The following is a 21,568-nucleotide window of genomic DNA, read 5'->3' as shown; positions in this document are numbered from 1 at the left end:
TCCCGGCTCGTCACGCGTGGTCGCTGTCGCGACCCGGCTTGCGCGATGCGTTCAGGCGTTCGCGCTCAAGCATGTAAGCCTCGGCCTCGACCATATGTTCCGCCATGATGGCGCGCGCTTTCGCCGCGTCCCTGGCGCGGATCGCCTTGATCAGCTCGATCTGGTAGAAAATACCTGTCTCGCGCAGGCCCGGATTGCGCTCCTCATAGATGGCCCGGCAGATGGGAAGATCGCGCAGAAGGTTGAGCAGCAGTCCGCAGGCAAAGCCCAGGACCGGGTTTTGCGCGTGGCGGGCAAGTTCGGCATGAAAATCGAGCTCGGCAAGACGCTGGATATACTCCTCTTCCGCCGTTTCCGCCTCGCCCTCGTAAAGCCGGATCTTGTCCTGCAGCGACTGAATGGCGGAGGCCGGCAGATGCAGGGCGGCATCGGCGGCCAGTTCGGGTTCCAGCGTCTTGCGCAGCGCGTAGATATCGGCGATCGACGGCGGCGCCTGGAGGAACAGGCTGGTCACGGTCTGAATCGCCTCGGCCGGCTGTACGGCGCGGACGAAGATGCCGCCGCCCGGCCCCGTCTTCGAGGCAATCAGGCCCTGGAATTCGAGGATTTTCAGCGCTTCGCGCACGGTTCCGCGCGAGGCCCGCAGGGCATCTTCCTCGAGCCATTCAGGCGGCATGCGATCCCCGGGCTTCAGGTCAGCATCGATCATCCGGTCGCGCAGCATGTCGGCAATCACATCGGGGCGCTTGCGCTTCTTCTCCGCGAAGGGCGGGCCGAAGGCCTGCCGGCTTTCAAGACTGGGGTTGCTCATGCCGTCCTTTTCGTCATCGGGTGGAAGCAGGCGGCCTTGTGGCCTGCTTCCCCCATCGCCTCGTCGATCGGCGGAACGGAGCGCCGGCACGCATCCGTTCCGCTCTGACAGCGGGCGAAGAAGGCGCAGCCCGGCGGCGGATTGTATGGGTCGGGCAGTTCGGCTTCCCGGTCACCGCCGGAAACAGCCTTTCGGCCGGGCGCCGGGGCGGAGTTCAAGAGGAGATGCGTGTAGGGGTGGAGCGCGTCGGAAAAGACCTGATCGCGCGTGCCGAGCTCGACGATCCGGCCGAAATACATCACCGCCACCCGGTCGGAGATCGACTCGACCACCGAGAGGTCATGGCTGATGAACAGGTAGGTGAGCCCGAACCGCGCCTTCAGATTGTCCAGAATGTTGAGCACCTGCGCCTGTACCGAGACATCGAGCGCGGAGACCGGCTCATCGAGCACGATCACCTCCGGATTGGCGGCAAGCGCCCGCGCGATGCCGATCCGCTGGGCCTGGCCGCCGGAGAATTCATGCGGGTAGCGGTCAAGGAATTCCGGCGCCAGGTTGACCGCGTTCATCAGTTCTTCGAGCCGCTTTTGCCGTTCGGCCTTGTTGAGTTTCAACAGGTGGATGAGCGGGGCTTCCAGGATGGTGCGGACCTTTTTGCGCGGGTTGAGCGAGGAGACCGGGTCCTGAAACACATATTGCACCTGCCGCGCCAGCGCGCGCGGGTTCTTCCGCGCTTCCTCGACCAGATCCTTGCCTTCGAAGGAGATCTTTCCGCCCGTCGGCATGTCGAGGCCGGAAAGCAGGCGGGCAAGCGTGGACTTGCCGCAGCCCGATTCGCCGACAATGCCGAGGGTCTCGCCCTTTCTCACGTCGATGGTGACATCCTGAACGGCGTGTACGGCGGGAAGCTTCCTGCCGAACAGCGTCTTGCCGCCGCCGAAAGTGCGTTCCGCCCGGTCGATTGCGATCAACACATCCTCAGCCATCGGCGGTCTCCCTGTTGAGCGGGTGGAGGCAGCGCACGCCGCGCTCCTCGCCAAGTTCGGTCATGGCGATATCGCCGCTGCGACAGTCGTCCTGAACGAAAGGACAGCGGTCGGCAAAGGCGCAGCCGTCCGGCAGGTTGTTGACCACCGGCGGACGTCCTTCGATCGCATCAAGCCGGCGGTCGGGTTCTCCGAGCACGGGCACGCATTCGATCAGCTTGGCCGTATAGGGATGGGCCGGACGCTCGAGGATTTCCTCGGTCGTGCCGGTCTCGACGATGCGACCGGCATACATCACCGCCACCCGATCGCAAATGGCGGAGACTACGCCGAAATCATGGGTGATGAACAGGATCGCCGTATCGCGCTCCTTGCGCAGCCCGTTCATCAGTTCGAGGATTTGCGCCTGCACGGTCACGTCGAGCGCCGTCGTCGGCTCGTCGGCAATGATCACCTTGGCGTCATTGGCCAGCGCCATGGCAATGGAAATACGCTGGCGCATGCCGCCGGAGAGTTCGTGCGGGAAGGCCTTCAGCCTTTCCGCAGCATTGGGAATGCGGACCGATTCCAGAAGCGCCGCCGCCTTGTCGCGCGCCTCCTTTTTCGACACTGGCTGGTGCGCCTGGATGGCCTCGATCAGCTGGTCGCCGACGGTAAAAAGCGGGTGCAGCGTGGACAGCGGGTCCTGAAACACATGGGAGACATCACCGCCGCGCAACTGGCGAATGCGCTCGTCGCTCGCGGCAAAGAGGTCCTCATCGTCGAGCCAGGCCGCGCCGCCGGCGATGCGTCCAGGCGGCGTCGGCACCAGGCCCATCAGCGACATGGCGGTGACCGATTTGCCGGAACCGGACTCGCCGACAAGGCCGACGCATTCGCCCTGGCGCATGTAGAGGTCGACCCCGCCGACGGCCTTGTAGATGCTGCCGCCGATATGGAACTCGGTGCGCATCTCCTGGACGTCCAGTACCGTTCCGGGCCTCTGCCCGCGATCGGGCACGCTTTCGCGCTTCACCGCCGTGCGCGCGCCGGGACGCGCAAGCGCGCCGGACTTCAGCCGGGGGTCGAGCACATCGCGAATACCGTCGCCGAGAAGATTGATGCTCATGACGAGGGCAAAGATCATCAGGCCCGGCACCATGGAGACATAGGCATCGGTGAACAGCACCTTGCGGCCGTCGCCGAGCATGGAGCCGAGATCGGCCTGCGGCGGCTGGGCCCCGAGACCGAGGAAGGAGAGTCCCGCCGTTTCGAGAATCATCCAGCCGATCGTGGTCGACATGGTGATGATGATCACCGGCAGCACGTTCGGCAGCACTTCGCCGAAAAGGATGGAGACGTGCGATTTGCCGGATAGCCGAGCCGCATCGACGAATTCACGTCTTGAGAGGCCGAGCGTCATGCCGCGGATGTTACGGGCAAAGAAGGGGATATTGACCACGGCGATGGCGTAGAGCGCGTTCAAGAGGCCGGGGCCGAGAACGGCGACGATCGCGAGCGCCAGCAGGATGTAGGGAAACGCCATGACCATATCGATGCCGCGCATCAGGATATTGTCGGTGCGCCCGCCCGCGTAGCCCGCGACAAGCCCGATCAGGGACCCGAAGAACGCGGCGATCAGCGTGGCGGAAACGCCGACGGCGAGGCTTACGCGCGTGCCCCAGATGAGACGCGAAAGCAGATCGCGGCCGAGCGCATCGGTGCCGAGAAGATGGCCCTCGGTCAGGGGCGGAGAAAGGCGTACCGACGGGTCCGTCACATTCGGCGCCTGCAGCGGCAGGATGGGGGCGGCCAGCGCGATGAGCACGATGATGGCGAAGACAATCAGGCCCGCGGTCGCCAGCGTATTGTTGAACAGGAGCTTCAGCGCGCTCGGGCGGTCGCTCTTCTTCGCCTTGTTGCGCGGCGCGCTGTCTGCAGTGGCATCGGTCATCAGCGCAACCTCGGGTCAAGCATGGTCTGGACGACATCGGCGGCCAGATTGAAAAGCACATAGGCGGCTGCAACGATCAGTACGCCCCCCTGGACCGTCAGCAGGTCGCGGGTGGATATCGCGGTCACCAGCATGGAACCGATGCCCGGCCACTGGAACACGGTCTCGATATAGACCGCGCCACCGAGCACGAAACCGGCCTGAATGCCGAGGACCGGAATGACGGAGACAAGCGCCGCCTTGAAGGCGTGGCGCATGATCACCCGGCGCTCCTTCAGCCCCTTGGCGCGGGCGGTGCGGATATAGTCCTGACGCAGCACTTCGAGCATTGAGGTGCGTGTCAGCCGGGCGACAACGCCGGTTGCCACCACGGACAGGGTAAAGGCGGGTAGGATCAGGTGTTTCAGCAGATCGATCGGTCCGCCGCCGCCATAGATCGCATACATGCCGCTTGCCGGCAGCCATTGCAGCTTGACGGCGAAAAGCAGGATCAGGAGCAGGCCGAGCCAGAAGGAAGGGACCGAGATGCCGATCAGCACGAAAAAAGTGACCAGCTTGTCGGTGAGGCCATACTGGCGCACCGCCGAGACGATGCCGGCCAGAAGGCCGAGGATGGAACAGAGAATGAGCGAGGTGCCGGCAAGGATCAGCGTGTTGCCGAAACGCTCGGTGATGATGTCGATCACCGGCCGGTTCTGCGTGTAGGAACGGCCGAAATCGCCCTGGAGAATATTGCCGAGCCAGATGAAATATTGCTGCACCAGCGGCTTGTCGAGGCCGAGCGCCTTGTTGACGCGGCCGACATTTTCCGGCGTGGCGTAGGAGCCGAGGATTGCCGTCGCCGGATCGCCGGGGATCATCGCCATGATCGCGAACACGATCACGGTCAGGCCGAGAAGCACCGGAATGACGGTCAGCAGCCGCCTGAGGATATAATGCGCCATGGCGTGTTCTCCGTGGTGGCCATGCGATCAAGGGCAAACGGCGATTGCCGCAAAGCCCCCCAATCTTCTCGCCCCGGAGGGGAGAGATGTCGCGAAAGCGACAGTGAGGGGGAGAGTATCCCCTCGAACGCCCTCACGAGACGAGATGCCGCGCCACCCTCACTGCCCCTTTCGGGGCATCTCTCCCGCCAGCGGGAGAGAGTATTGGGAGTGAGGAGCAGCTTCCGAATGCGGCTGCTTGTTCTTCTCGCGGGGGGAGGCGTAAGCCCTGAAGGCCGCAGTCTCCGTGCTCTCGGATAGGGTCCACCCCTCTCTGTCGCTTTCGCGACATCTCCCCCTTAAGGGGGGGAGATTGATGGAGGCTATGCGGCCCCGCTCAGTTCGGCTTTGCCACCTTCTGCAGCAGCAGGAAGAACGACGGCTGGAGCTTGAAGTTCTCTACGCTCGCCTTGGTCACGGCGTTCTGTTTCCAGTTGGCGACGAAGGCCCAGGGGGCATCGTCCTGCACGATCGCCTGCATCTCTTTGTAGAGCTCGGCGCGCCTGGCCTGGTCGGTGGCGGTGCGGGCTTCCTCGAGCAGTTTGTCGACCTCCGGATTGGAGTAGTAGCCCGAGTTGAAGCCGCCCTTGTCGGGGAAGGCATCGGTCCTGAGCGCCAGGAAGGGCAGGGTGTCCGGATCGTTGGTCATCCATGCCATTTCCGCCATGTCGGCCTTGCCTTCGAGGCCGGGGTTCACCTTGCCGAGGAAGGTGTTCCACTCATAGGTCTCGATCTTGACCGGCATCCCCACGGCTTCGAGATCGGCCTGGATCTGGGTGGCCATGGCCTGCGGTTCCAGCATGCCCGAACCGCCCTCGGTGACGTAGAAGGTCAGCTCCGAGCCGTCATAACCGGCCTCTTCGAGCAGCGATTTGGCCTTCTCCGGATCGTAAGGATAGGGCGAGAGGCTTTCGTCATAGGCCCAGGCGAAGGCCGGTGGCGTTGGGCCGGCGGCAACATCGGCCGTGCCCTGAAGAATGTCGTTGACGATTGCTTCCTTGTTGATGGCGTAGTTGACGGCCTGGCGGATCTTCTTGTCGGCGAAGACGCCGTCCTTGAGGTTCAGGATCAGGAACCAGACATGCGGCCCGGCCTGCTCATAGACCTTGTAGCGGTCGCTGTCGGAAAACTGCGACAGGGAATCCGGCGGCACCTCGACCATCACGTCGAGCCCGCCTGACATCATTTCGGCAACGCGGGTATTGGCATCGGTGACGGGGCGGAAAACGACAGCCTCAAGCGGCGGCGCGCCGTCCCAGTAGTCGGCGTTCTTGGAAACGACGACCTTGGAATTCGGGTCCCATTCCTCGAATTTGAAAGCGCCCGTGCCGGAAGGATGACGGCCGAAATCGGCGCCATATTCCTTGACCGCCGCCGGCGAGACGATCAGGCCGGTCGGATAGGCGAGGTTGGAGAGGAAGGGGGCGTAGGGTGCAGAGAGCGTGAACTTCACCGTCATGTCGTCAACCACCTCGACGGTGTCGACGGAGGAGAAGAAGAAGGACAGCGGGAACGGCCCGGTGTCGTAATATTCGCTGTTCTCATCCAGCATGCGGTCGAAGTTGAACTTCACCGCCTCGGCATTGAAGGGCGAACCGTCATGGAAGGTCACGCCCTCGCGCAGCTTGAAGGTGTAGGTCTTTCCGTCCTCGGAAATCTCCCAACTCTCTGCAAGCGCAGGCTCAACCTCAAGCGTGCCGTCCTTGTAGCGCACAAGGCCGTCATACATGTTCACCAGGATGCGGAAATCATTGACGGCGGTGTCGACGGCCGGGTCGAGCGATTTCGGTTCGGCGATCTGGCCGACGACCAGAACATTGGGCGGGGTCTGGGCGATCGCCGGCGCGCCGATGGCGAGCGACGCGGCAGCCAGCGCGGCTGCGAGAAGGCGTTTCATCAATCGGTTCTCCTCTGTTGGTATTTCATTAATTAATTATGAAAATTCTGTAATTTACAAGGATTGATCATAATAAATTACAACCCTGTCTATTCTCCACGCGGAATGGCGAAGAAAAATCAAAAACTTAGTCGTAGCTCCGGTCCAAGCGAAAATGACGTCACGCGGCCTGCCGGCGCTGTCAATGCGCGCTGTGAAAGTCGCGCGCCTGCGGCTCCGTCGTTCTTTCGGGCAGAGCGGAGGCGCCGCCGCGATTTGCGGGTTGCCGGGAATTATCATAATAAATTGCCCGATGGGAAAGCCGCCTTGCGGCAGATAACAAGGGGAGGCCGGCAGCGATGAACAGCAAACCGAAGATCAATCCCGGGCGGCTCAGGGCCCTTCTCGACGGCATCAGCCGTTTCGGCGCCGGAAAACCCGGTGCGGGGTTCAACAGGCCGGGTTTTTCCGATGCCGACATGGCCGTGCGCGACTGGTTTGCCGGGGAAATGCAAGACGATGGCCTTGTTGTGACGCGCGACGGCGCGAACTCGGTTTTCGGGCGTTTCGGCGGGTCGGACGGCCCTTCGATCATGGTCGGCTCACACCTTGATACTGTCGTCGACGGCGGCGCCTTCGACGGGGCGCTGGGCGTGGCTGTCGCGCTGGAATGCGTGCGGGCGATGAAGGAGGCCGGCGTGACGCCTTCCGTTCCCGTCGAGGTCGTGGCGACCTCGGAAGAGGAGGGCCGCTTCGGCGGCATGCTCGGGTCGCAGGCAATCGCCGGCCTGGTGACGGCTGGATGGCTGTCATCCGCCGCCGATGCCGACGGCGTGCTGCTGGCAGATGCGATGCGCGCCCAAGGACTGGAACCGGAAGCCGTGCTCGGCGCTGCCCGGCCAAAGGGCTCCGTCAAAGCCTTTCTCGAACTTCATATCGAGCAGGGGCCGGTGCTGGAGCGCGAGGGGATCGCGATCGGCCTGCCGGAAGGCGCGACCGGAATCGTCAACCTGCAGGTCACGCTGAAGGGCACGGCCAACCATTCCGGCACGACGCCCATGGACATGCGCGCCGACGCCTTTGCCGGCCTTGCCGAGATCGCCGTTCAGATCCCGGACATGATCGCGCAGTCGCCGTCCGAGATCGCCAGGATCACGATCGGCAAGGTGGAGCTTGTGCCCAACCATCCGCATACGGTGCCGGGCGAAGCGATCTTCTCCGTGATCATCCGGGATGCCTCGGAAGGCGTCATGCGCGGCCTGCAAAGGCTGTTCTACCGCGCGACGGCGGCGGTCGCGGCAAAACACGGCCTTGCCCACGAAATCGAGGAAAAGAGCGTCATTGCGCCGGTCGCTTTCGACGTCGGGCTTGTCGATCTCCTCTCCGAGGAAGCCGCGTCACTCGGCCTTCCGGCCAGACGCATGATCTCCGGCGCCGGCCACGACGCGCAGACGATGATGGCGCTCTGCCCCTCGGCGATGATCTTCGTGCCGAGCCGCAACGGCATTTCGCACGCGCCGGAGGAATATTCCGAATGGGCGGATATCGAAAAGGGCGCGGAACTCATGCTGGCGGCGTTGATGCGGCTTGCCGCCTGAGCGGGATCAACTGACGGCGTAAAGCCGGAGAGCGGCGAAGATCACCAGAGCGGTTGCGGCCAGGAGGACGCCGGCGATCAGCGCCAGTTCGCCGGCCTGGCTTCCGGCCTCGCCTTTTCTGCTGCTGCTTCTTTCGGGCATGACAGTGCTCGCCTTGATCGTGTCGATGGCTGTCAGCATGATCATCCTGCCTTCCTTCGGCGTTAAGAAACATGGTTATCATCTTCTAAACACATGGAAACCGGCTCTGGTTCCCCGGCCGCAAGGGCGTTTGCCATCAGGAATGCCAGACGATAGAAGAGGAAAACGATTTTTCAGCGCAGGATTGAGCGTCCGATGGCCCGTGCCTTTCTCTATGTTCTCGATTCCTTCGGCATCGGCGGCGCGCCGGATGCGAAGGCCTATGGCGATCTCGGCGCCGATACGCTCGGCCACATCGCCGAGTTCTGCGCCGCGGGCCTCGGAGATCGGGCGGGTCTGCGCTCCGGCCCGCTGAAATTGCCCAATCTTTCCGCGCTCGGCCTTCTGGAAGCTGCGAAGCTTGCGACACGGCATTATCCCGCCAGCATGGAACAGCCGGAACGGCTTCTGGGTCGCTACGGCGCGGCGAACGAGGTTTCGCGCGGCAAGGACACGCCTTCGGGCCATTGGGAGATTGCCGGCACGCCGGTGATGTTCGACTGGGGCTATTTCCCCGATCAGCCAGACTGTTTTCCGCAAGAGCTTCTCGACGCGATCTATCGCGAGGCCGGCATTTCCGGCAGCCTCGGCAATTGCCACGCTTCGGGCACGGAGATCATCAAGCGCTTCGGCCAGGAGCATGTCTGGACGCGGCGGCCGATCTTCTACACCTCCGCCGACAGCGTGTTCCAGATCGCCGCCCACGAATATCATTTCGGCCTCGAGCGACTGCTGAAACTCTGCGAAGTCGTGCGCGAACTGACCTATGACCTCAATATCGGGCGCGTAATCGCGCGTCCCTTCATCGGGGAGACGGCCGAAACCTTCAAGCGGACGGGCAACCGCCGCGATTTCTCGATCGCCCCACCGGAGGAAACGCTGCTCGACCGGTTGACGGCGGCAGGCCGCAACGTGCTCGCCGTCGGCAAGATCTCCGACATCTTTGCCGGCAAGGGCGTGACCCGTCTGATCAAGGCGGACGGCAATGATGCGCTGGTGACGGCCAGCCTGAAGGCGATGGACGAGGCGGGCGAGGGCGACCTGGTGTTCACCAATCTCGTCGACTTCGACATGGTCTACGGCCACCGCCGGGATGTGGCGGGCTATGCGGCCGCACTCGAGGCGTTCGATGCCCGCATCGAGGAGATCGCCGCGCGAATGAGGCCGGGTGACATCGCGGTGCTGACGGCCGACCACGGCTGCGATCCGACCTGGCGCGGTTCCGACCACACCCGCGAGCGCGTGCCGGTCCTGGTCTTTGGCCCGGGGCTTCAGCCGGGATCGCTGGGCCTGCGCGAGACCTATGCCGATATCGGCGAGAGTATTGCCCATCACCTCGGGCTCGACCCCGGCAGATACGGAGCATCCTTCCTGTGACGACACCGAAAGCCGAACTCCACTGCCATATCGAAGGGGCGACGCCGCCGGCCCTTGCCGCGCGCCTTGCGACAAAATACGGCATCGATCTTTCCGCCTGGCTCCGCGACGGCCGTTATGTCTGGCATGACTTCTCGAGCTTCATCGCCTGCTATGCCGCGATAGCCAATGTCTTTCGCGCCGAGGAGGATTTCGCCGCCCTTGCCGAGGCCTATCTCGGCGAGCTTGCCGCCGATGGCGCGATCTATTCCGAGCTGTTCGTCTCGCCCGAACAGGGACTTGCCGCCGGTCTTTCCCGCGATGCCTATATGCGGGCGATCTCTGCCGGCATCGATGCGGCGAAGGCGAAAACCGGGATCGAGTGCCGCATGGTGATGATCGGCGAGCGGCATATGGGTCCGGAACAGGTGGAGGGGGCTGCGCGCTATGCCGTTGCCTGCGGCTTTCCGCTGCTGACCGGTTTCAACATGGCGGGCGACGAGCGCATGGGCCGCGTCGCCGATTACGCGCGCGCCTTCGACATCGCCCGTGACGGCGGACTGAAGCTGACGATCCATGCCGGCGAAGTCTGCGGACCGGATTCCGTGCGTGATGCGCTGGATCTTGTGCGGCCCGACCGGATCGGTCACGGCGTCCGGGCGGTCGAAGATCCCGAACTGGTGCGAAGGCTGACCGACGAAGGCGTGGTGCTGGAGGTCTGTCCCGGCTCGAACATCGCGCTTTCCGTCTATCCGTACTTCCGCGCCCATCCGCTGCGCCAACTGGTTGATGCGGGCGTTCGGGTGACGCTCAATTCCGACGATCCGCCCTTCTTCGGCACGTCGCTGGCGCGGGAATACGAGATCGCGGAGAGCGAACTGGGATTCTCGCCGGAAGAGACCGCCCGCATGACGGAGACGGCGATTGCCGCCGCCTTTGTCGACGAGAAAACGCGCGAAAGGCTTCTTGCCCTGCTGCGCGGCTGAAACAGTGGAAAAATCGGCGTTTCGGCGCGAAGGCGGGCGCGGTGCTTGCCGCGCCGGCCCCTTTTGCGCCATAGAAGGTTTCAGCACGGAACGATCAAAGCGGGATTGAAGCTCATGGACGGCGTAACGGTCATCGACCACCCCCTGGTTCAACACAAGCTGACGAAGATGCGTCAGAAGGACACGTCCACGGCCGGCTTCCGTCGGCTGCTCCGCGAGATTTCGACGCTGCTCTGCTATGAGGTGACGCGCGATCTCGAACTCACCATGGAGACGATCGAGACGCCGCTGACGACGATGGAAGCGCCGGTTCTGGAAGGCAAGAAGCTGGTCTTCGCCTCCATCCTGCGCGCCGGCAACGGCCTGCTTGAGGGCATGCTCGACCTCGTGCCCTCGGCCCGCGTCTCCCATATCGGCGTCTACCGCGATCACGAGACGCTGGAAGCGATCGAGTATTTCTTCAAGGCGCCGGAAGATATCGGCGAGCGGCTGGTGATCGTCGTCGATCCGATGCTGGCGACGGGCAATTCGTCGATCGCCGCCATCGACCGGCTGAAGGAGCGCGGCGTTTCCAATATCCGCTTCCTTTGCCTCCTGGCCGCGCCCGAGGGGATCGAGCATTTCCGCAACAGCCATCCGGACGTGCCGGTCTACACCGCCGCCATCGACAGCCATCTGAACGAGAAGGGCTATATCGTGCCGGGTCTCGGCGATGCCGGCGACCGGATGTACGGCACCAAGTAAGAAGCCTTCATCCCTTCAGTGGCAGGCGGTATCGTACGAAATCGTCGGCCTTGTCATAGCGGTCGTAGAGCCTGCGCGCCGTCTCGTTGTCGGAATTGGTGTGCCAGTAGAGGTTGGTCCAGCCATCGCGCTTGCCCATCGCGATCAGGTCATCGATCAGCCGTCTGCCGATGCCGCGCCCGCGCATGGTTTCATCCACGAACAGGTCCTCCAGATAGCAGGCGGGCTCAATCGCCCATGTGCGCGGATGGAGAATGCAGGTGGCAAAGCCGACCGGCTTGTCACCGAAAATTGCGAGCCGGGTGAAAACGGGAACGATCGGGTCTGTAATGCGCGACCATGTGGTTTCTGTCACTTCCGGACCGATCGCGCTGCCATAGAAGGTCAGGTAACCCTGCCAGAGGTCAAGCCAGCCCGGCTTGTCCGCGGCCACTGCCGTACGGATGGTTATGCTGCTCATTCGCCGGCTTCCTGAAGCAGCTGCAACGCCTCTTGCGAAAGCTCGATCTCCGGCGCGCGCAGGAGCGTGTCCATCTGCTCGAGCCGCGAGGCGCTGGCGATCGGCGCGGTGACGCCGCGCCGGGTCATCAGCCAGGCCAGCGCGATCGCCGCCGGATGCTCGCCGGTATCGGCGGAAACCGTCTCCAGCGCCTTGAGTATCCGCTTTCCGCGATCGTCGAAATACTTCGCCACACCGCCGCCGCGCGCGCTGCCCGCAGTGTCGTCGGCGGATTTGTACTTGCCGGTGAGAAAGCCGGATGCGAGGCTGAAATAGGTGATCACGCCGATATCGTGCTCGACGCAGAGTTCCGCCAGCGCGCCCTCGAAGCCGGAGCGGGCATAGAGGTTATATTCCGGCTGCAGCACGTCATAGCGCGCCCGGCCGGTATGTTCGGCGACCCTCAGCGCTTCCTCAAGCTGCGCCGCGTCAAGGTTCGACGCGCCGATGGCGCGGACCTTGCCTTGCTCCCGCAGCTTGGTGAAGGCCGTGATCGTCTCCTCATACTCGGTCTCGGGGTCCGGCCAGTGCGCGAGGTAGACGTCGAGATAGTCGGTCTGCAGCCGGCGGAGCGAATCTTCGACGGCCTGCATGATCCAGTCTTCCTTCAGCCCCTTCTTGCCGGGGCCCATCTCCGAGCCGACCTTGGTAATGATGACGACATCCTCGCGCTTCACGCCGCCGCGCTTCAGCCAATTGCCGATGATTGTCTCGGACTCGCCGCCCTTGTTGCCCTCGGCCCATGCGGAATAGACATCGGCCGTGTCGATGGCATTGAAGCCGGCGCCGACGAAGCGGTCCAGCAGCGCGAAGGAGGTCTGTTCATCCGCCGTCCAGCCGAACACGTTGCCGCCGAAGACGACAGGTGCGATGTCGATATCCGTTCTGCCAAGTCTTCGCATGTGCATGTTCTTCTCCCGGGTGCTGGTGACGTCGCTGTTCCTAACGTAGGTTGCCCGTCCCCGCATGGCAATGGAGCCCACGGGCGGCGAGGCCGTGAACTGGCTATCGAGCCGCTTGCACACCCGCCTGCCGGTTCCTATGCTGGCCGCCGAAATAACAGGTGAGGATTCCCCATGTTGCGTTTTGGTATAGTCTCGACCGCCAAGATCGGTCGCGAACTCGTGGTGCCGGCAATCGTCGACGCGGAAAATGCGGTGCTTGCGGCCGTTGCCAGCCGCGATCTGGAGCGGGCGCAGGCGATGGCGACCCGTTTCGGCGCGCCGCATGCCTTCGCCTCCTACGAGGAGATGCTGGCGAGCGATACGATCGACGCGGTCTATATCCCGCTGCCGACCTCCCAGCATGTGGAATGGGCGATCAAGGCGGCGGACGCCGGAAAACATGTCCTGGTGGAAAAGCCGCTGGCGCTGAAGGCCGGGGACATCGAACCGGTGATCGCCGCGCGCGACCGCAACAAGGTGCTGATCAGCGAGGCCTTCATGGTTACCTATGCGCCGGTCTGGACCAAGGTCCGCGCGCTTCTGGCCGACGGCGAGATCGGCGAGCTGCAGCATGTGCAGGGGGCGTTTTCCTATTTCCTGCGCGATGCGACCAATATGCGCAATATCCCGGAACTCGGGGGCGGCGGCCTGCCGGATATCGGCGTCTATCCGACGGTGACGACCCGTTTTGCCACCGGAGAAGAGCCCGAACGGCTGCAGGCGACGGTGCGCTATGACAGCGAATTCGGCACGGATATCTATGCCTCCGTCAAGGCGGAGTTCCCGGGCTTCGAGATGAGCTTCTACGTCTCCACCCAGCTCGCTAACCGTCAGGCCATGGCCTTCCACGGCACCAAGGGTCTGATCGAGGTGGTCTCGCCCTTCAACGCCAATCGCTGGGGCGAGGAAACGGTGCTGCTCTCCAACCAGAGCCACTCCGAGACCCAGGCGTTCCGTTTCCAGGACAGCCGGCAATATGTCCGCGAGGTCGAGGCGTTCTCGAAGGCGGCTGCCGGCGGTGAGGTCGAGGTGTTCTCGCTGGAGGATTCGGTGAAGAACCAGCGCGTGATCGATGCGATCTACCGCGCCGGCAAGCTGGACGGCGGCTGGGAGACGGTTTGATCGCTGACGGGCGGATTATCACTGGATCGCAGGCGGCCTGAAAGACCGCCTGCCTTTTTTGAAAGATCGAGGCCATGGCGACGACGCTTTACGGCATTAAAAACTGCGACACGATGAAGAAGGCCTGGACCTGGCTTGATGCACACGACGTCGCCTATGCGTTCCACGACTACAAGAAGGCCGGCATCGATCGCGCGCGTCTTTCGCGCTGGTGCGATGCGGCGGGCTGGGAAAAGGTGCTGAACCGCGCCGGCATGACCTTCCGCAAGCTGGACGACGCCGAAAAGCAGGGCCTCGACCGGGACAAGGCGATCGCGCTGATGCTCGCAAACCCATCGATGATCAAGCGCCCGGTGCTGGAGGACGGCGACCGGCTGATCGTCGGTTTCAAGCCGGATGACTACGCGGCGTTTTTCGGCAAGGCGTAAGACGATGGCGAAAACGACGCAGGCGACCCGGTTTCTCGACAAGGCCGGTGTAACCTACACGATCCAGCAATATGACTATGACCCGAACGCCTTCAAGGTGGGGCTGCAGGCGGCCGAGGCCATTGGCGAGCCGGCGGAACGCGTGTTGAAGACGTTGATGGCCGAGGTCGACGGCAAGCCGGTCTGCGCCGTTCTGCCGTCGAATGCCGAGGTCTCGATGAAGAAGCTTGCCGCCGTCTTCAAGGGCAAGCATGCGCATATGCTGGATGTGCCCGCCGCCGAGCGGCTTTCCGGCTATCACGTCGGCGGCATCTCGCCCTTCGGCCAGAGAAAGCGCGTGCCGGTGGTCTTTGAAGCCGCCGCCCTTGGCCACCCTTACGTGATCATGAATGGCGGCCAGCGCGGCCTTCAGGTGAAGCTTGCGCCGGCCGATGCGGTGAAAGCGCTCGGCGCGGAAACGGCGGGCATTATCGCATAATACCAAGGGTCAGATCGGATCGCCCCGCGCTGCCTCGCGCGCCTTTGCCAGCGCTTCGGGCGCGAAGTCCGAGCAGGGCGGGCTGGTCTCGATCACGGCGTAGAGGTCATTGCGCTTGATGGCGTCTTCGACAAAGGCGAGCCGGTCCTTGCCCTGAAGCGCGATTACGGTGTCGCGCAGGATCGGCGCCGGCTCGTTGCCGTAGCGGCGTGCCTGCCGGGCTTCGACATAATAGCGGATATCAGGATTGAGCCGGATGTCGGACCAATCCTCGACCTCCGCAAGTGCCGGAAGCGCGAAATAGTGGCCGGTCGCGGCATAGCTGACGAGCCTTTCAAGAAGCTTGTAGATCCTGAAATCGACCGACGTTTCGGGCAAACGTCCGCGTTTGCCGCAGAACAGCCCGTCGGGCGGCGTTGCGTAATCGTAGGAATAGAGTGTGCGCAGTTCTTCGGTGGCCTCAAGGACGATGCAGAATGCCGAGGCCGCGCGGTCTGTCTTGAGGACATGGACCTTCCAGGCTTCCAGTCCATCGTTGAACGCGTGCGTGAATGCGAATTCGGGATAGCGTCTGTTGTAGATCAGATACTCGAACATAATGCGAGCTGCGCAGTTTCTGAATCTGTTCCCGACAGCTTCCAGATCGGCAATCATGGCGTCCTCTTCTGCGCTGTATTCTTCGGTAAAGTCCGGGTGAGGGTGGTCTGCGAAAGACCAGTTTTCGGTTGCCTGGACCGGTAAGAACGCCGCGAACAGAAACAGACAAGCGGCAGACAATGAACGCAGCAAGCTTCTCCCCGCAAATTCCTGTGGCGCTCGGTCAACAAGACCAGTCAGGTTAACGCCTCCATATTGTCTCAACATCCGGCGCCTCTTTCGGCACGATCTCGTCCGACCACGGTGCGCATTCCGGCGAGGTTTCGATCACCCCGCGGAGATCGTTCCGCCCATAGGCCTTTTCGACCTCATCGAACCTTTCCTGCCCCATATCAGCGATCACGATCTCCCTGAATTCCGGCGAAAGGGGCTTGCCGGTCTGCCAGGCGAGCGTGCGTTCGAGGAAATAGCGGATATCCGGATTGAACCGCGTCGTCACCGTGTCCTCCCCGAGCCGGAGGAAGGCCTCGACGGCGTCCCTGTTCAGCGTTTCGGCATATTCCGTCATTTTCGCCAGCAGCGTTGACAGACGCTGTTCGGCCTCGGATGCCGGTTCCCTCGCGAGCTTTCCGCAAAAGAGGTCGGGAAAAGGCCCCTCATCGAAAAGAAGGTCATCAATGGCGACTTCCAGCAGGCCGACCACGCAGCCGCTCGCGTCATTGCTGCCAAGGCTGACCATGTAATCCATCCACCGTTTGAGGGCGACATCGGTCGGAGCGCCGGCGGCGTAGTCCGGATAATGCGCCTTGTAGATGGCGAATGCCGCCTGAAGCCGGGCGGGGCAGCGTCGCGGCCAGTCCAGATCGTCTGCCTGGCGGAGAAGATCCCTTTCGGAAGGGGCAAGCTGGTCGCCGTAGGGTTGTGGGTGTTCATCGAAGGACCAGGAAGGTTCACTGGCGGCCAACGGGCCGGCTGCCGAGAAAAGAGCCGCGAAAAGACCGAGCGCCAGAGCTTTTGATCGAAAGGACATTCCTTGCCGTCTCCCCTCACTGATGGAAATGTTACCCAGGGTTGAATTGAGGCGATTTTCAATCACGTGTCAAGCGATGCACGGTGGGCGAAAGGTCCCTCGTTTGTATCGCGACGGCGCTTCAATTCTTGTCCAAACCACACTAGATAGGTCTCAAGACAAACCAACTGCGTGAGGCCCTCATGACCGTCGAGACCAGACTTCCCCATCCCATCGATCTCAAAGCGCTGGAAAAACTGGCGGAAGTGGCGGTGCATGTCGGCATCAATCTGGCGGAAGGGCAGGATCTGGTGATGACCGCGCCGATCGAGGCGCAGCCCTTGACGCGGCTGATCACCCGCCATGCCTACCGGGCCGGCGCGGGCGTGGTGACGACGATCTTCTCCGATCCGCAGGCAGCGCTCGAGCGTTTCGAAAACGCCCACGATGCGAGTTTCGACAAGGCGGCGAACTGGCTCTACGAGGGCATGGGCATGGCCTATGAGCGCGGCGCCGCGCGGCTGGCGATTGCCGGCGATGACCCGATGCTGCTTGCAGCCCAGGACCCGGAAAAGGTCTCGCGCGCCAACAGGGCGAATTCGACCGCCTACAAGCCCGCACTGGAAAAGATCGCCGGTTTCGACATCAACTGGAACATCGTCTCCTATCCCTCTCTGGCCTGGGCCAAGACTGTGTTTCCCGATGACCCGGACGCCATGGCGGTGGCGAAACTGGCGAAGGCGATCTTTGCGGCTTCCCGTGTCGACCAGCCGGATCCGGTCGCCGCGTGGAAGGAGCATAACGACAATCTCCATGCCCGTTCCGCCTGGCTCAATGGCAAGCGTTTCTCGGCGCTGCGCTATTCCGGGCCGGGCACCGATCTCACCATCGGGCTTGCCGACGAGCACGAATGGAGCGGCGGCGCTTCGATGGCCAAGAACGGCATCATCTGCAATCCGAACATCCCGACCGAGGAAGTGTTCACCACCCCGCACCGGCTCAGGGTGGAAGGTCATGTCTCCTCGACCAAGCCTCTGTCGCATCAGGGCACGCTGATCGACGATATCCGCGTTCAGTTCGAGGGTGGGCGGATCGTCCATGCCGCGGCCGCCAAGGGCGGCGACGTCCTGAACAAGGTGCTGGATACGGACGAAGGCGCGCGCCGTCTCGGCGAAGTGGCGCTGGTGCCGCATTCCTCGCCGATTTCGGCAAGCGGCATCCTGTTCTACAACACGCTGTTCGACGAGAACGCCTCCTGCCACATCGCGCTCGGCCAGTGCTACTCGAAATGCTTCATCGACGGCGACAAGCTTTCCGCCGAAGAGATTGCGGCCAGGGGCGGCAATTCCTCGCTGATCCACATCGACTGGATGATCGGCTCGGACAAGATCGACATTGACGGGCTCGATGCCGAGGGCAACGCCACGCCGGTGATGCGCGGCGGCGAGTGGGCTGATTGAGGGCGCGTTCAGCTCTGCCCTTGATGCAACCCCGGCTCCGGGCCGGGGCTGCGACCGTATAAGACGCCGCTCAGAACAGGCTGCCCTGTTCGGGCGGTTTTGTTTTGGCGGCTGGCTTCTTCCGCGGCTGCTTAGGCTTTTCTGGCGTTGCCGTTTCCTTTGCCGGCTCTGCGGTTGCGGCAGCACTTTCTCCTGTCACAGCGCTGACGCGACCATCGGCGAATTCGATTTCGACGGGTTTTCCCTGACTGAGTCCCTCGGCGCGGGAGATTGGCTTGTTTTCCTCGTCGCGGATCACGGTAAAGCCGCGCGCGAGCACATTCTTGTAGGACAGCGAATTCAGCACGCGGTGTTGGCCGGAGAGCGCTGCGCGGTGAGCCTTGAGGTTTGCGGAGATCGCCGTGTCGGCACGCGCCGCCAGAACCGAAACCTGTTCGCGGTCGCGCGCCATCATCATCGAAAGCCGCTGCGGCATGCCGGAAAGGCCGGAGGCGCTGCGCTCGAATGTCCGGCGCTTGTTGATTGTGTTGAGTTCCAGCGCCCGCGTGAGCCGCAGCGCGGCCTCATCGAAACGGCGGCGGGGAAGGGCGAGCAACTGGTCGAGCGAGGGCAGGCCACGGGCAAGGCCGGTCAACGTCTGGCGGCGGAAATCCATGAGCCGCGTCATGGCCGAGGAGAGCCGCGCGGCCTGCCGCGCCTGGTCGGCGACGAGTTCCGCTTTCACCGGAACCGCGCGTTCGGCAGCGCCCGTCGGGGTCGGCGCGCGGTAGTCGGCGGCATGGTCGATCAGCGTCCAGTCGGTCTCGTGACCGACGGCGGAAATCAGCGGGATATCGCTTTCATAGGCAGCGCGCACCACGGCCTCGTCGTTGAAGCCCCAGAGGTCTTCCAGCGAACCGCCGCCGCGCGCGACAATCAGCACATCCGGCCGCCTGATCGGGCCGTCCGGCGCCAGCGCATTGAAGCCGCGAATGGCAGCGGCCACGGCATCGCCCGAACCCTCGCCTTGCACCTTGACCGGCCAGACGACGACATGGACCGGAAAGCGATCGGTGATGCGGTGGAGAATGTCGCGGATGACCGCGCCGGTGGGCGAGGTGACGACGCCGACGACGCGCGGCATGAAGGGGATCGGCTTCTTGGCCTCCGCGTCGAACAGACCTTCCGCAGCAAGCTTCCTGCGCCGTTCCTCCAGGAGCGCCATCAGCGCGCCGGCGCCGGCGGGCTCCAGCGATTCGATGACGATCTGGTATTTCGAGGCGCCGGGGAAGGTGGTGACCTTGCCGGTCGCGATCACCTCCATTCCTTCCTCAGGCTTGATCTTCAGGCCCGAGAATACGCCGCGCCAGATGACCGCGTCGATGCGCGCGCGCTCGTCCTTCAGCGAGAAATAGGCATGTCCCGAGGAATGCTGGCCGCGAAAGCCCGAAATTTCGCCGCGCAGGCGAATGCGGTCGAACCGGTCCTCCACCGTGCGCTTGATCGAGCCGGAGAGCTCGGAAACGGTAAACTCGGTCAGGTTCGTGGCTGATTCGGCGTCAAAAAGATTGCTCATGGTTTCAGTCTAGCCGATTGATCCCCGTCTTTCACCGTTGATCCCCTGAAATCCCCGCCCGCTGCGGCTCTGGCAGACTCTCCGAAATCAACGTCCAACAGGAGAACTGCCATGACAGATCGTTTTTCCTCACGCAACGCCACGCCGACGAGCCCGGCCTATGACGGTTTCGAGATCACGCCGGATGACGCCGTTCCGCTGGAAGAGGTCACGCGGGCCATCTATGTCGGCATCGGCGGCAGCATGACCGCAACCCTGATCTCCGGGGAAACGGTGACATTCGAAAACCTACCCTCCGGCTTCGTTCTGCCGGTTCGCATCAGCCATGTGCTTGTGACCGGCACGACAGCAGGCGCACTGGTGGGGCTGGTATGAGGATCGCGAACGAAATATCCGTGCCGGGCGCTGATCGGGGCGCCGGCGGGTTTCAGGTCGCGCCGGAGCTTCGAGCCGACGCGGCCGGCGGCGGGAATTTCGGACCGGCAGCGGTGCTCGATTTTGCCGGCAGCCAGTATGCCCTGACGCGTATCCCGTTATCCGGCATCGCTCCGGCGTCACCGTCCGAACTGGCGATCCTCTCCGCCGTTCCCTTCGATCGTATGGTCTCTTTCACCCGCCCCGGCAGTGCCACCTATGTCGGTCCTGGCGGCATGCTCAGGATCGCGGCGGCAAACATGCCGCGCTTCGACCACACCAACGGGCGGCAACAATTGCTGCTCGAAGGACCAGCAACCAACAAGGTGCTGTGCAACAATGCCAATCCGACCGATCTGACCGGCATGGGCGGCTCCGGCGCGCCGGCTGTGCTTTCGGTCGTTGACGATACGGCTGCCCTGTCCGCCGCAGGGCTTTCCGAGGTCTGCGCGTCCGGAAAGGTCTACAGGCTGGACAACACGGCCGGGACGGCGGATGCCTTTGCCGTTGCGGCGGGGGACGCGGGCAACACGGCACTTCACTCGATCTCGGCCTATGTGCGCGCGGCGGCGGGCGAGGGCTATCTGCGTATCAGCGGTGTGGTCAACAGCCCCAGTTTTACGAATGCCGCCTATCAGCGGGTGACGCTCGACGGATACGCAACAACGACCGGTGCGACCTTCAGCGTCCGGGCACGACCCGGCGCGGTGGTGTACTTCATCCTTCCTCAGTTCGAGCAGTCCGCGGTGACAAGCTCTCCGATCGTCACAAGCGGCGGCAGCGCCGTCACCCGGCCGGCCGACAAGGCGCGGCTGAGCGATCCTGTTGCCGCGCTTCTTCAGCGGGACAAGGCCTCCCTGCTGGTTCAATTTGAAGGCCTTGTCGGATCTGTCGGCCGGATCATGGGCGGGGCAAGCTACTATCCCTTGCTCGGCTTTTCCGGACCAGATCTTCTGGTCGACCAGACGGTGGCTCTTGCGTCCGGGCTCGCCAAGCCGCTGCCGCGCGCAGGCGCTGCCTTTCGTTTCGACAGGGCCGACGACACGATCGGCGGTTCCTACAAGGGCAACGCCGTCGTTTCCCAAAGCCGAGATCTTCTGTGCGACACAGCCAAGATCTATCTCGGCCGCGACGAGAACGCGACGACAGCCGACCGCTTTGCCGCCGGCTGGTACGATCAACTGGTGATCTGGCCGTTCCGGATGACCGATGCAGATCTGCAAGCGAAGGCGGCGCCCTATGCGTGATGTGTTTCTGAAGTTCGAAGACCATGCCGAGGCATTGGCCGCACTCAATGCAGCCGGTGTAACGGTCCCGTACGAAGAAGAGGGCGAGGCCCGCCTTGCCTATCGTGACACCGGCCTTCCGGCAGGGATGCTGGCGCTCAAGCCTGTCGGCGCGGCCTGCGACGGTCTCGTCTACGCTCCGACCGGGGAGACGCGGATGGACGGCGATGGCAATGCGCATGCGGAGATGGTGGCCGTCGCCGGCTACCACGTCAATCTCCGCCTGACTGAGGCCGAGGCGCTGCCGGCGGAACTGGCGGCGCATGTGGTCACGCCGGCGCCGCAAACGCCGGCCGAGCGCTTCGCCTGATGAAAATGAAAAA

At 63.4% G+C, this 21,568-nt stretch carries 22 protein-coding genes; 11 read left to right on the top strand and 11 right to left on the bottom strand.

The features are described 5' to 3' along the window. Positions 1 to 10 precede the first annotated feature (10 nt). The 5 genes from JET14_RS15695 to JET14_RS15675 all read right to left on the bottom strand — a co-directional run bounded on the left by JET14_RS15695 (position 11) and on the right by JET14_RS15675 (position 6,610). On the bottom strand, positions 11 to 811 hold the full coding sequence (locus JET14_RS15695) for a FadR/GntR family transcriptional regulator (protein WP_200334710.1): 801 nt from the start codon (positions 809 to 811) through the stop codon (positions 11 to 13). Then, a complete protein-coding gene (locus JET14_RS15690; RefSeq protein WP_200334708.1) occupies positions 808 to 1,797 on the bottom strand; it encodes an ABC transporter ATP-binding protein in 990 nt (329 codons plus the stop codon). Before JET14_RS15690 ends, JET14_RS15695 begins: the two co-directional genes overlap by 4 nt. Further along, complete coding sequence (locus JET14_RS15685; RefSeq protein WP_200334706.1) at positions 1,790 to 3,730, bottom strand: dipeptide/oligopeptide/nickel ABC transporter permease/ATP-binding protein; 1,941 nt, start codon at positions 3,728 to 3,730, stop codon at positions 1,790 to 1,792. Before JET14_RS15685 ends, JET14_RS15690 begins: the two co-directional genes overlap by 8 nt. Then, entirely contained in the window at positions 3,730 to 4,674 is a 945-nt protein-coding gene (locus tag JET14_RS15680; protein ID WP_200334704.1) for an ABC transporter permease, read from the bottom strand. Before JET14_RS15680 ends, JET14_RS15685 begins: the two co-directional genes overlap by 1 nt. 376 nt (positions 4,675 to 5,050) lie before the next feature. Beyond that, positions 5,051 to 6,610 carry an ABC transporter substrate-binding protein gene (locus JET14_RS15675; protein ID WP_200334703.1) on the bottom strand — a complete coding sequence of 520 codons (1,560 nt, stop codon included), beginning with the start codon at positions 6,608 to 6,610 and terminating at the stop codon, positions 5,051 to 5,053. A gap of 338 nt (positions 6,611 to 6,948) precedes the next feature. Here JET14_RS15675 and JET14_RS15670 point away from each other — a divergent pair, with 338 nt between their 5' ends. After that, on the top strand, positions 6,949 to 8,187 hold the full coding sequence (locus JET14_RS15670) for a Zn-dependent hydrolase (protein WP_200334702.1): 1,239 nt from the start codon (positions 6,949 to 6,951) through the stop codon (positions 8,185 to 8,187). Between the two features lie 6 nt (positions 8,188 to 8,193). On the opposite strand, the gene JET14_RS15665 is transcribed toward JET14_RS15670, so the two are convergent. Further along, entirely contained in the window at positions 8,194 to 8,373 is a 180-nt protein-coding gene (locus tag JET14_RS15665; RefSeq protein WP_183485794.1) for a hypothetical protein, read from the bottom strand. Positions 8,374 to 8,523: 150 nt separating this feature from the next. Between JET14_RS15665 and JET14_RS15660 the strand changes: the two genes are divergently transcribed. From JET14_RS15660 to upp, 3 genes are all read left to right on the top strand, one after another. Then, a complete protein-coding gene (locus JET14_RS15660; RefSeq protein ID WP_200334701.1) occupies positions 8,524 to 9,744 on the top strand; it encodes a phosphopentomutase in 1,221 nt (406 codons plus the stop codon). Then, complete coding sequence (locus tag JET14_RS15655; RefSeq protein WP_200334700.1) at positions 9,741 to 10,709, top strand: adenosine deaminase; 969 nt, start codon at positions 9,741 to 9,743, stop codon at positions 10,707 to 10,709. Before JET14_RS15660 ends, JET14_RS15655 begins: the two co-directional genes overlap by 4 nt. Before the next feature lie 114 nt (positions 10,710 to 10,823). Continuing rightward, the gene (gene upp, locus JET14_RS15650; RefSeq protein ID WP_024708973.1) at positions 10,824 to 11,453 is read left to right on the top strand and encodes a uracil phosphoribosyltransferase; all 630 of its coding nucleotides are present in this window, start codon (positions 10,824 to 10,826) and stop codon (positions 11,451 to 11,453) included. A 7-nt stretch (positions 11,454 to 11,460) separates the two neighbouring features. Here the strand turns inward: upp and JET14_RS15645 are convergent, their stop codons facing one another. Together JET14_RS15645 and JET14_RS15640 are read right to left on the bottom strand one after the other, a co-directional pair. Beyond that, on the bottom strand, positions 11,461 to 11,913 hold the full coding sequence (locus tag JET14_RS15645; protein ID WP_200334699.1) for a GNAT family N-acetyltransferase: 453 nt from the start codon (positions 11,911 to 11,913) through the stop codon (positions 11,461 to 11,463). Next, positions 11,910 to 12,860: an aldo/keto reductase gene (locus JET14_RS15640; protein ID WP_200334698.1), complete on the bottom strand. Its 951-nt coding sequence runs from the start codon at positions 12,858 to 12,860 to the stop codon at positions 11,910 to 11,912. Before JET14_RS15640 ends, JET14_RS15645 begins: the two co-directional genes overlap by 4 nt. A 168-nt stretch (positions 12,861 to 13,028) precedes the next feature. On the opposite strand from JET14_RS15640, the gene JET14_RS15635 reads away from it, so the two are divergent. The 3 genes from JET14_RS15635 (at position 13,029) to ybaK (ending at position 14,924) form a co-directional block, all read left to right on the top strand. Then, on the top strand, positions 13,029 to 14,018 hold the full coding sequence (locus JET14_RS15635; RefSeq protein WP_200334696.1) for a Gfo/Idh/MocA family protein: 990 nt from the start codon (positions 13,029 to 13,031) through the stop codon (positions 14,016 to 14,018). Between the two features lie 74 nt (positions 14,019 to 14,092). Continuing rightward, on the top strand, positions 14,093 to 14,446 hold the full coding sequence (locus JET14_RS15630) for an ArsC family reductase (protein WP_200334695.1): 354 nt from the start codon (positions 14,093 to 14,095) through the stop codon (positions 14,444 to 14,446). A 4-nt stretch (positions 14,447 to 14,450) separates the two neighbouring features. Then, on the top strand, positions 14,451 to 14,924 hold the full coding sequence (ybaK, locus tag JET14_RS15625) for a Cys-tRNA(Pro) deacylase (RefSeq protein WP_024708978.1): 474 nt from the start codon (positions 14,451 to 14,453) through the stop codon (positions 14,922 to 14,924). A gap of 9 nt (positions 14,925 to 14,933) precedes the next feature. Here the strand turns inward: ybaK and JET14_RS15620 are convergent, their stop codons facing one another. Continuing rightward, entirely contained in the window at positions 14,934 to 15,521 is a 588-nt protein-coding gene (locus tag JET14_RS15620) for a hypothetical protein (RefSeq protein WP_200334694.1), read from the bottom strand. Between the two features lie 241 nt (positions 15,522 to 15,762). Beyond that, the gene (locus tag JET14_RS15615; protein ID WP_200334693.1) at positions 15,763 to 16,551 is read right to left on the bottom strand and encodes a hypothetical protein; all 789 of its coding nucleotides are present in this window, start codon (positions 16,549 to 16,551) and stop codon (positions 15,763 to 15,765) included. A gap of 182 nt (positions 16,552 to 16,733) precedes the next feature. On the opposite strand from JET14_RS15615, the gene JET14_RS15610 reads away from it, so the two are divergent. Continuing rightward, the gene (locus JET14_RS15610) at positions 16,734 to 17,990 is read left to right on the top strand and encodes an aminopeptidase (protein ID WP_200334692.1); all 1,257 of its coding nucleotides are present in this window, start codon (positions 16,734 to 16,736) and stop codon (positions 17,988 to 17,990) included. Between the two features lie 70 nt (positions 17,991 to 18,060). On the opposite strand, the gene xseA is transcribed toward JET14_RS15610, so the two are convergent. Next, positions 18,061 to 19,545, bottom strand: a complete 1,485-nt coding sequence (gene xseA, locus JET14_RS15605) for an exodeoxyribonuclease VII large subunit (RefSeq protein WP_200334691.1) — start codon at positions 19,543 to 19,545, stop codon at positions 18,061 to 18,063. Between the two features lie 111 nt (positions 19,546 to 19,656). On the opposite strand from xseA, the gene JET14_RS15600 reads away from it, so the two are divergent. Genes JET14_RS15600 through JET14_RS15590 form a run of 3 tightly spaced genes read left to right on the top strand, consistent with a single transcriptional unit; the run spans position 19,657 to position 21,555 of the window. After that, positions 19,657 to 19,920 (top strand): spike base protein, RCAP_Rcc01079 family, encoded by a 264-nt coding sequence (locus JET14_RS15600; RefSeq protein ID WP_200334690.1) that lies wholly within the window; start codon positions 19,657 to 19,659, stop codon positions 19,918 to 19,920. Beyond that, positions 19,917 to 21,206 (top strand): phage head spike fiber domain-containing protein, encoded by a 1,290-nt coding sequence (locus JET14_RS15595; RefSeq protein WP_200334689.1) that lies wholly within the window; start codon positions 19,917 to 19,919, stop codon positions 21,204 to 21,206. The genes JET14_RS15600 and JET14_RS15595 overlap by 4 nt, the downstream gene beginning before the upstream one ends. Then, entirely contained in the window at positions 21,199 to 21,555 is a 357-nt protein-coding gene (locus JET14_RS15590) for a hypothetical protein (protein ID WP_200334688.1), read from the top strand. The genes JET14_RS15595 and JET14_RS15590 overlap by 8 nt, the downstream gene beginning before the upstream one ends. Positions 21,556 to 21,568: the final 13 nt, after the last annotated feature.

Source organism: Martelella lutilitoris, from assembly GCF_016598595.1.
In the GTDB taxonomy this organism is placed as follows: domain Bacteria; phylum Pseudomonadota; class Alphaproteobacteria; order Rhizobiales; family Rhizobiaceae; genus Martelella; species Martelella lutilitoris_A.
This window is presented reverse-complemented; position numbering and strand designations above follow the sequence as displayed.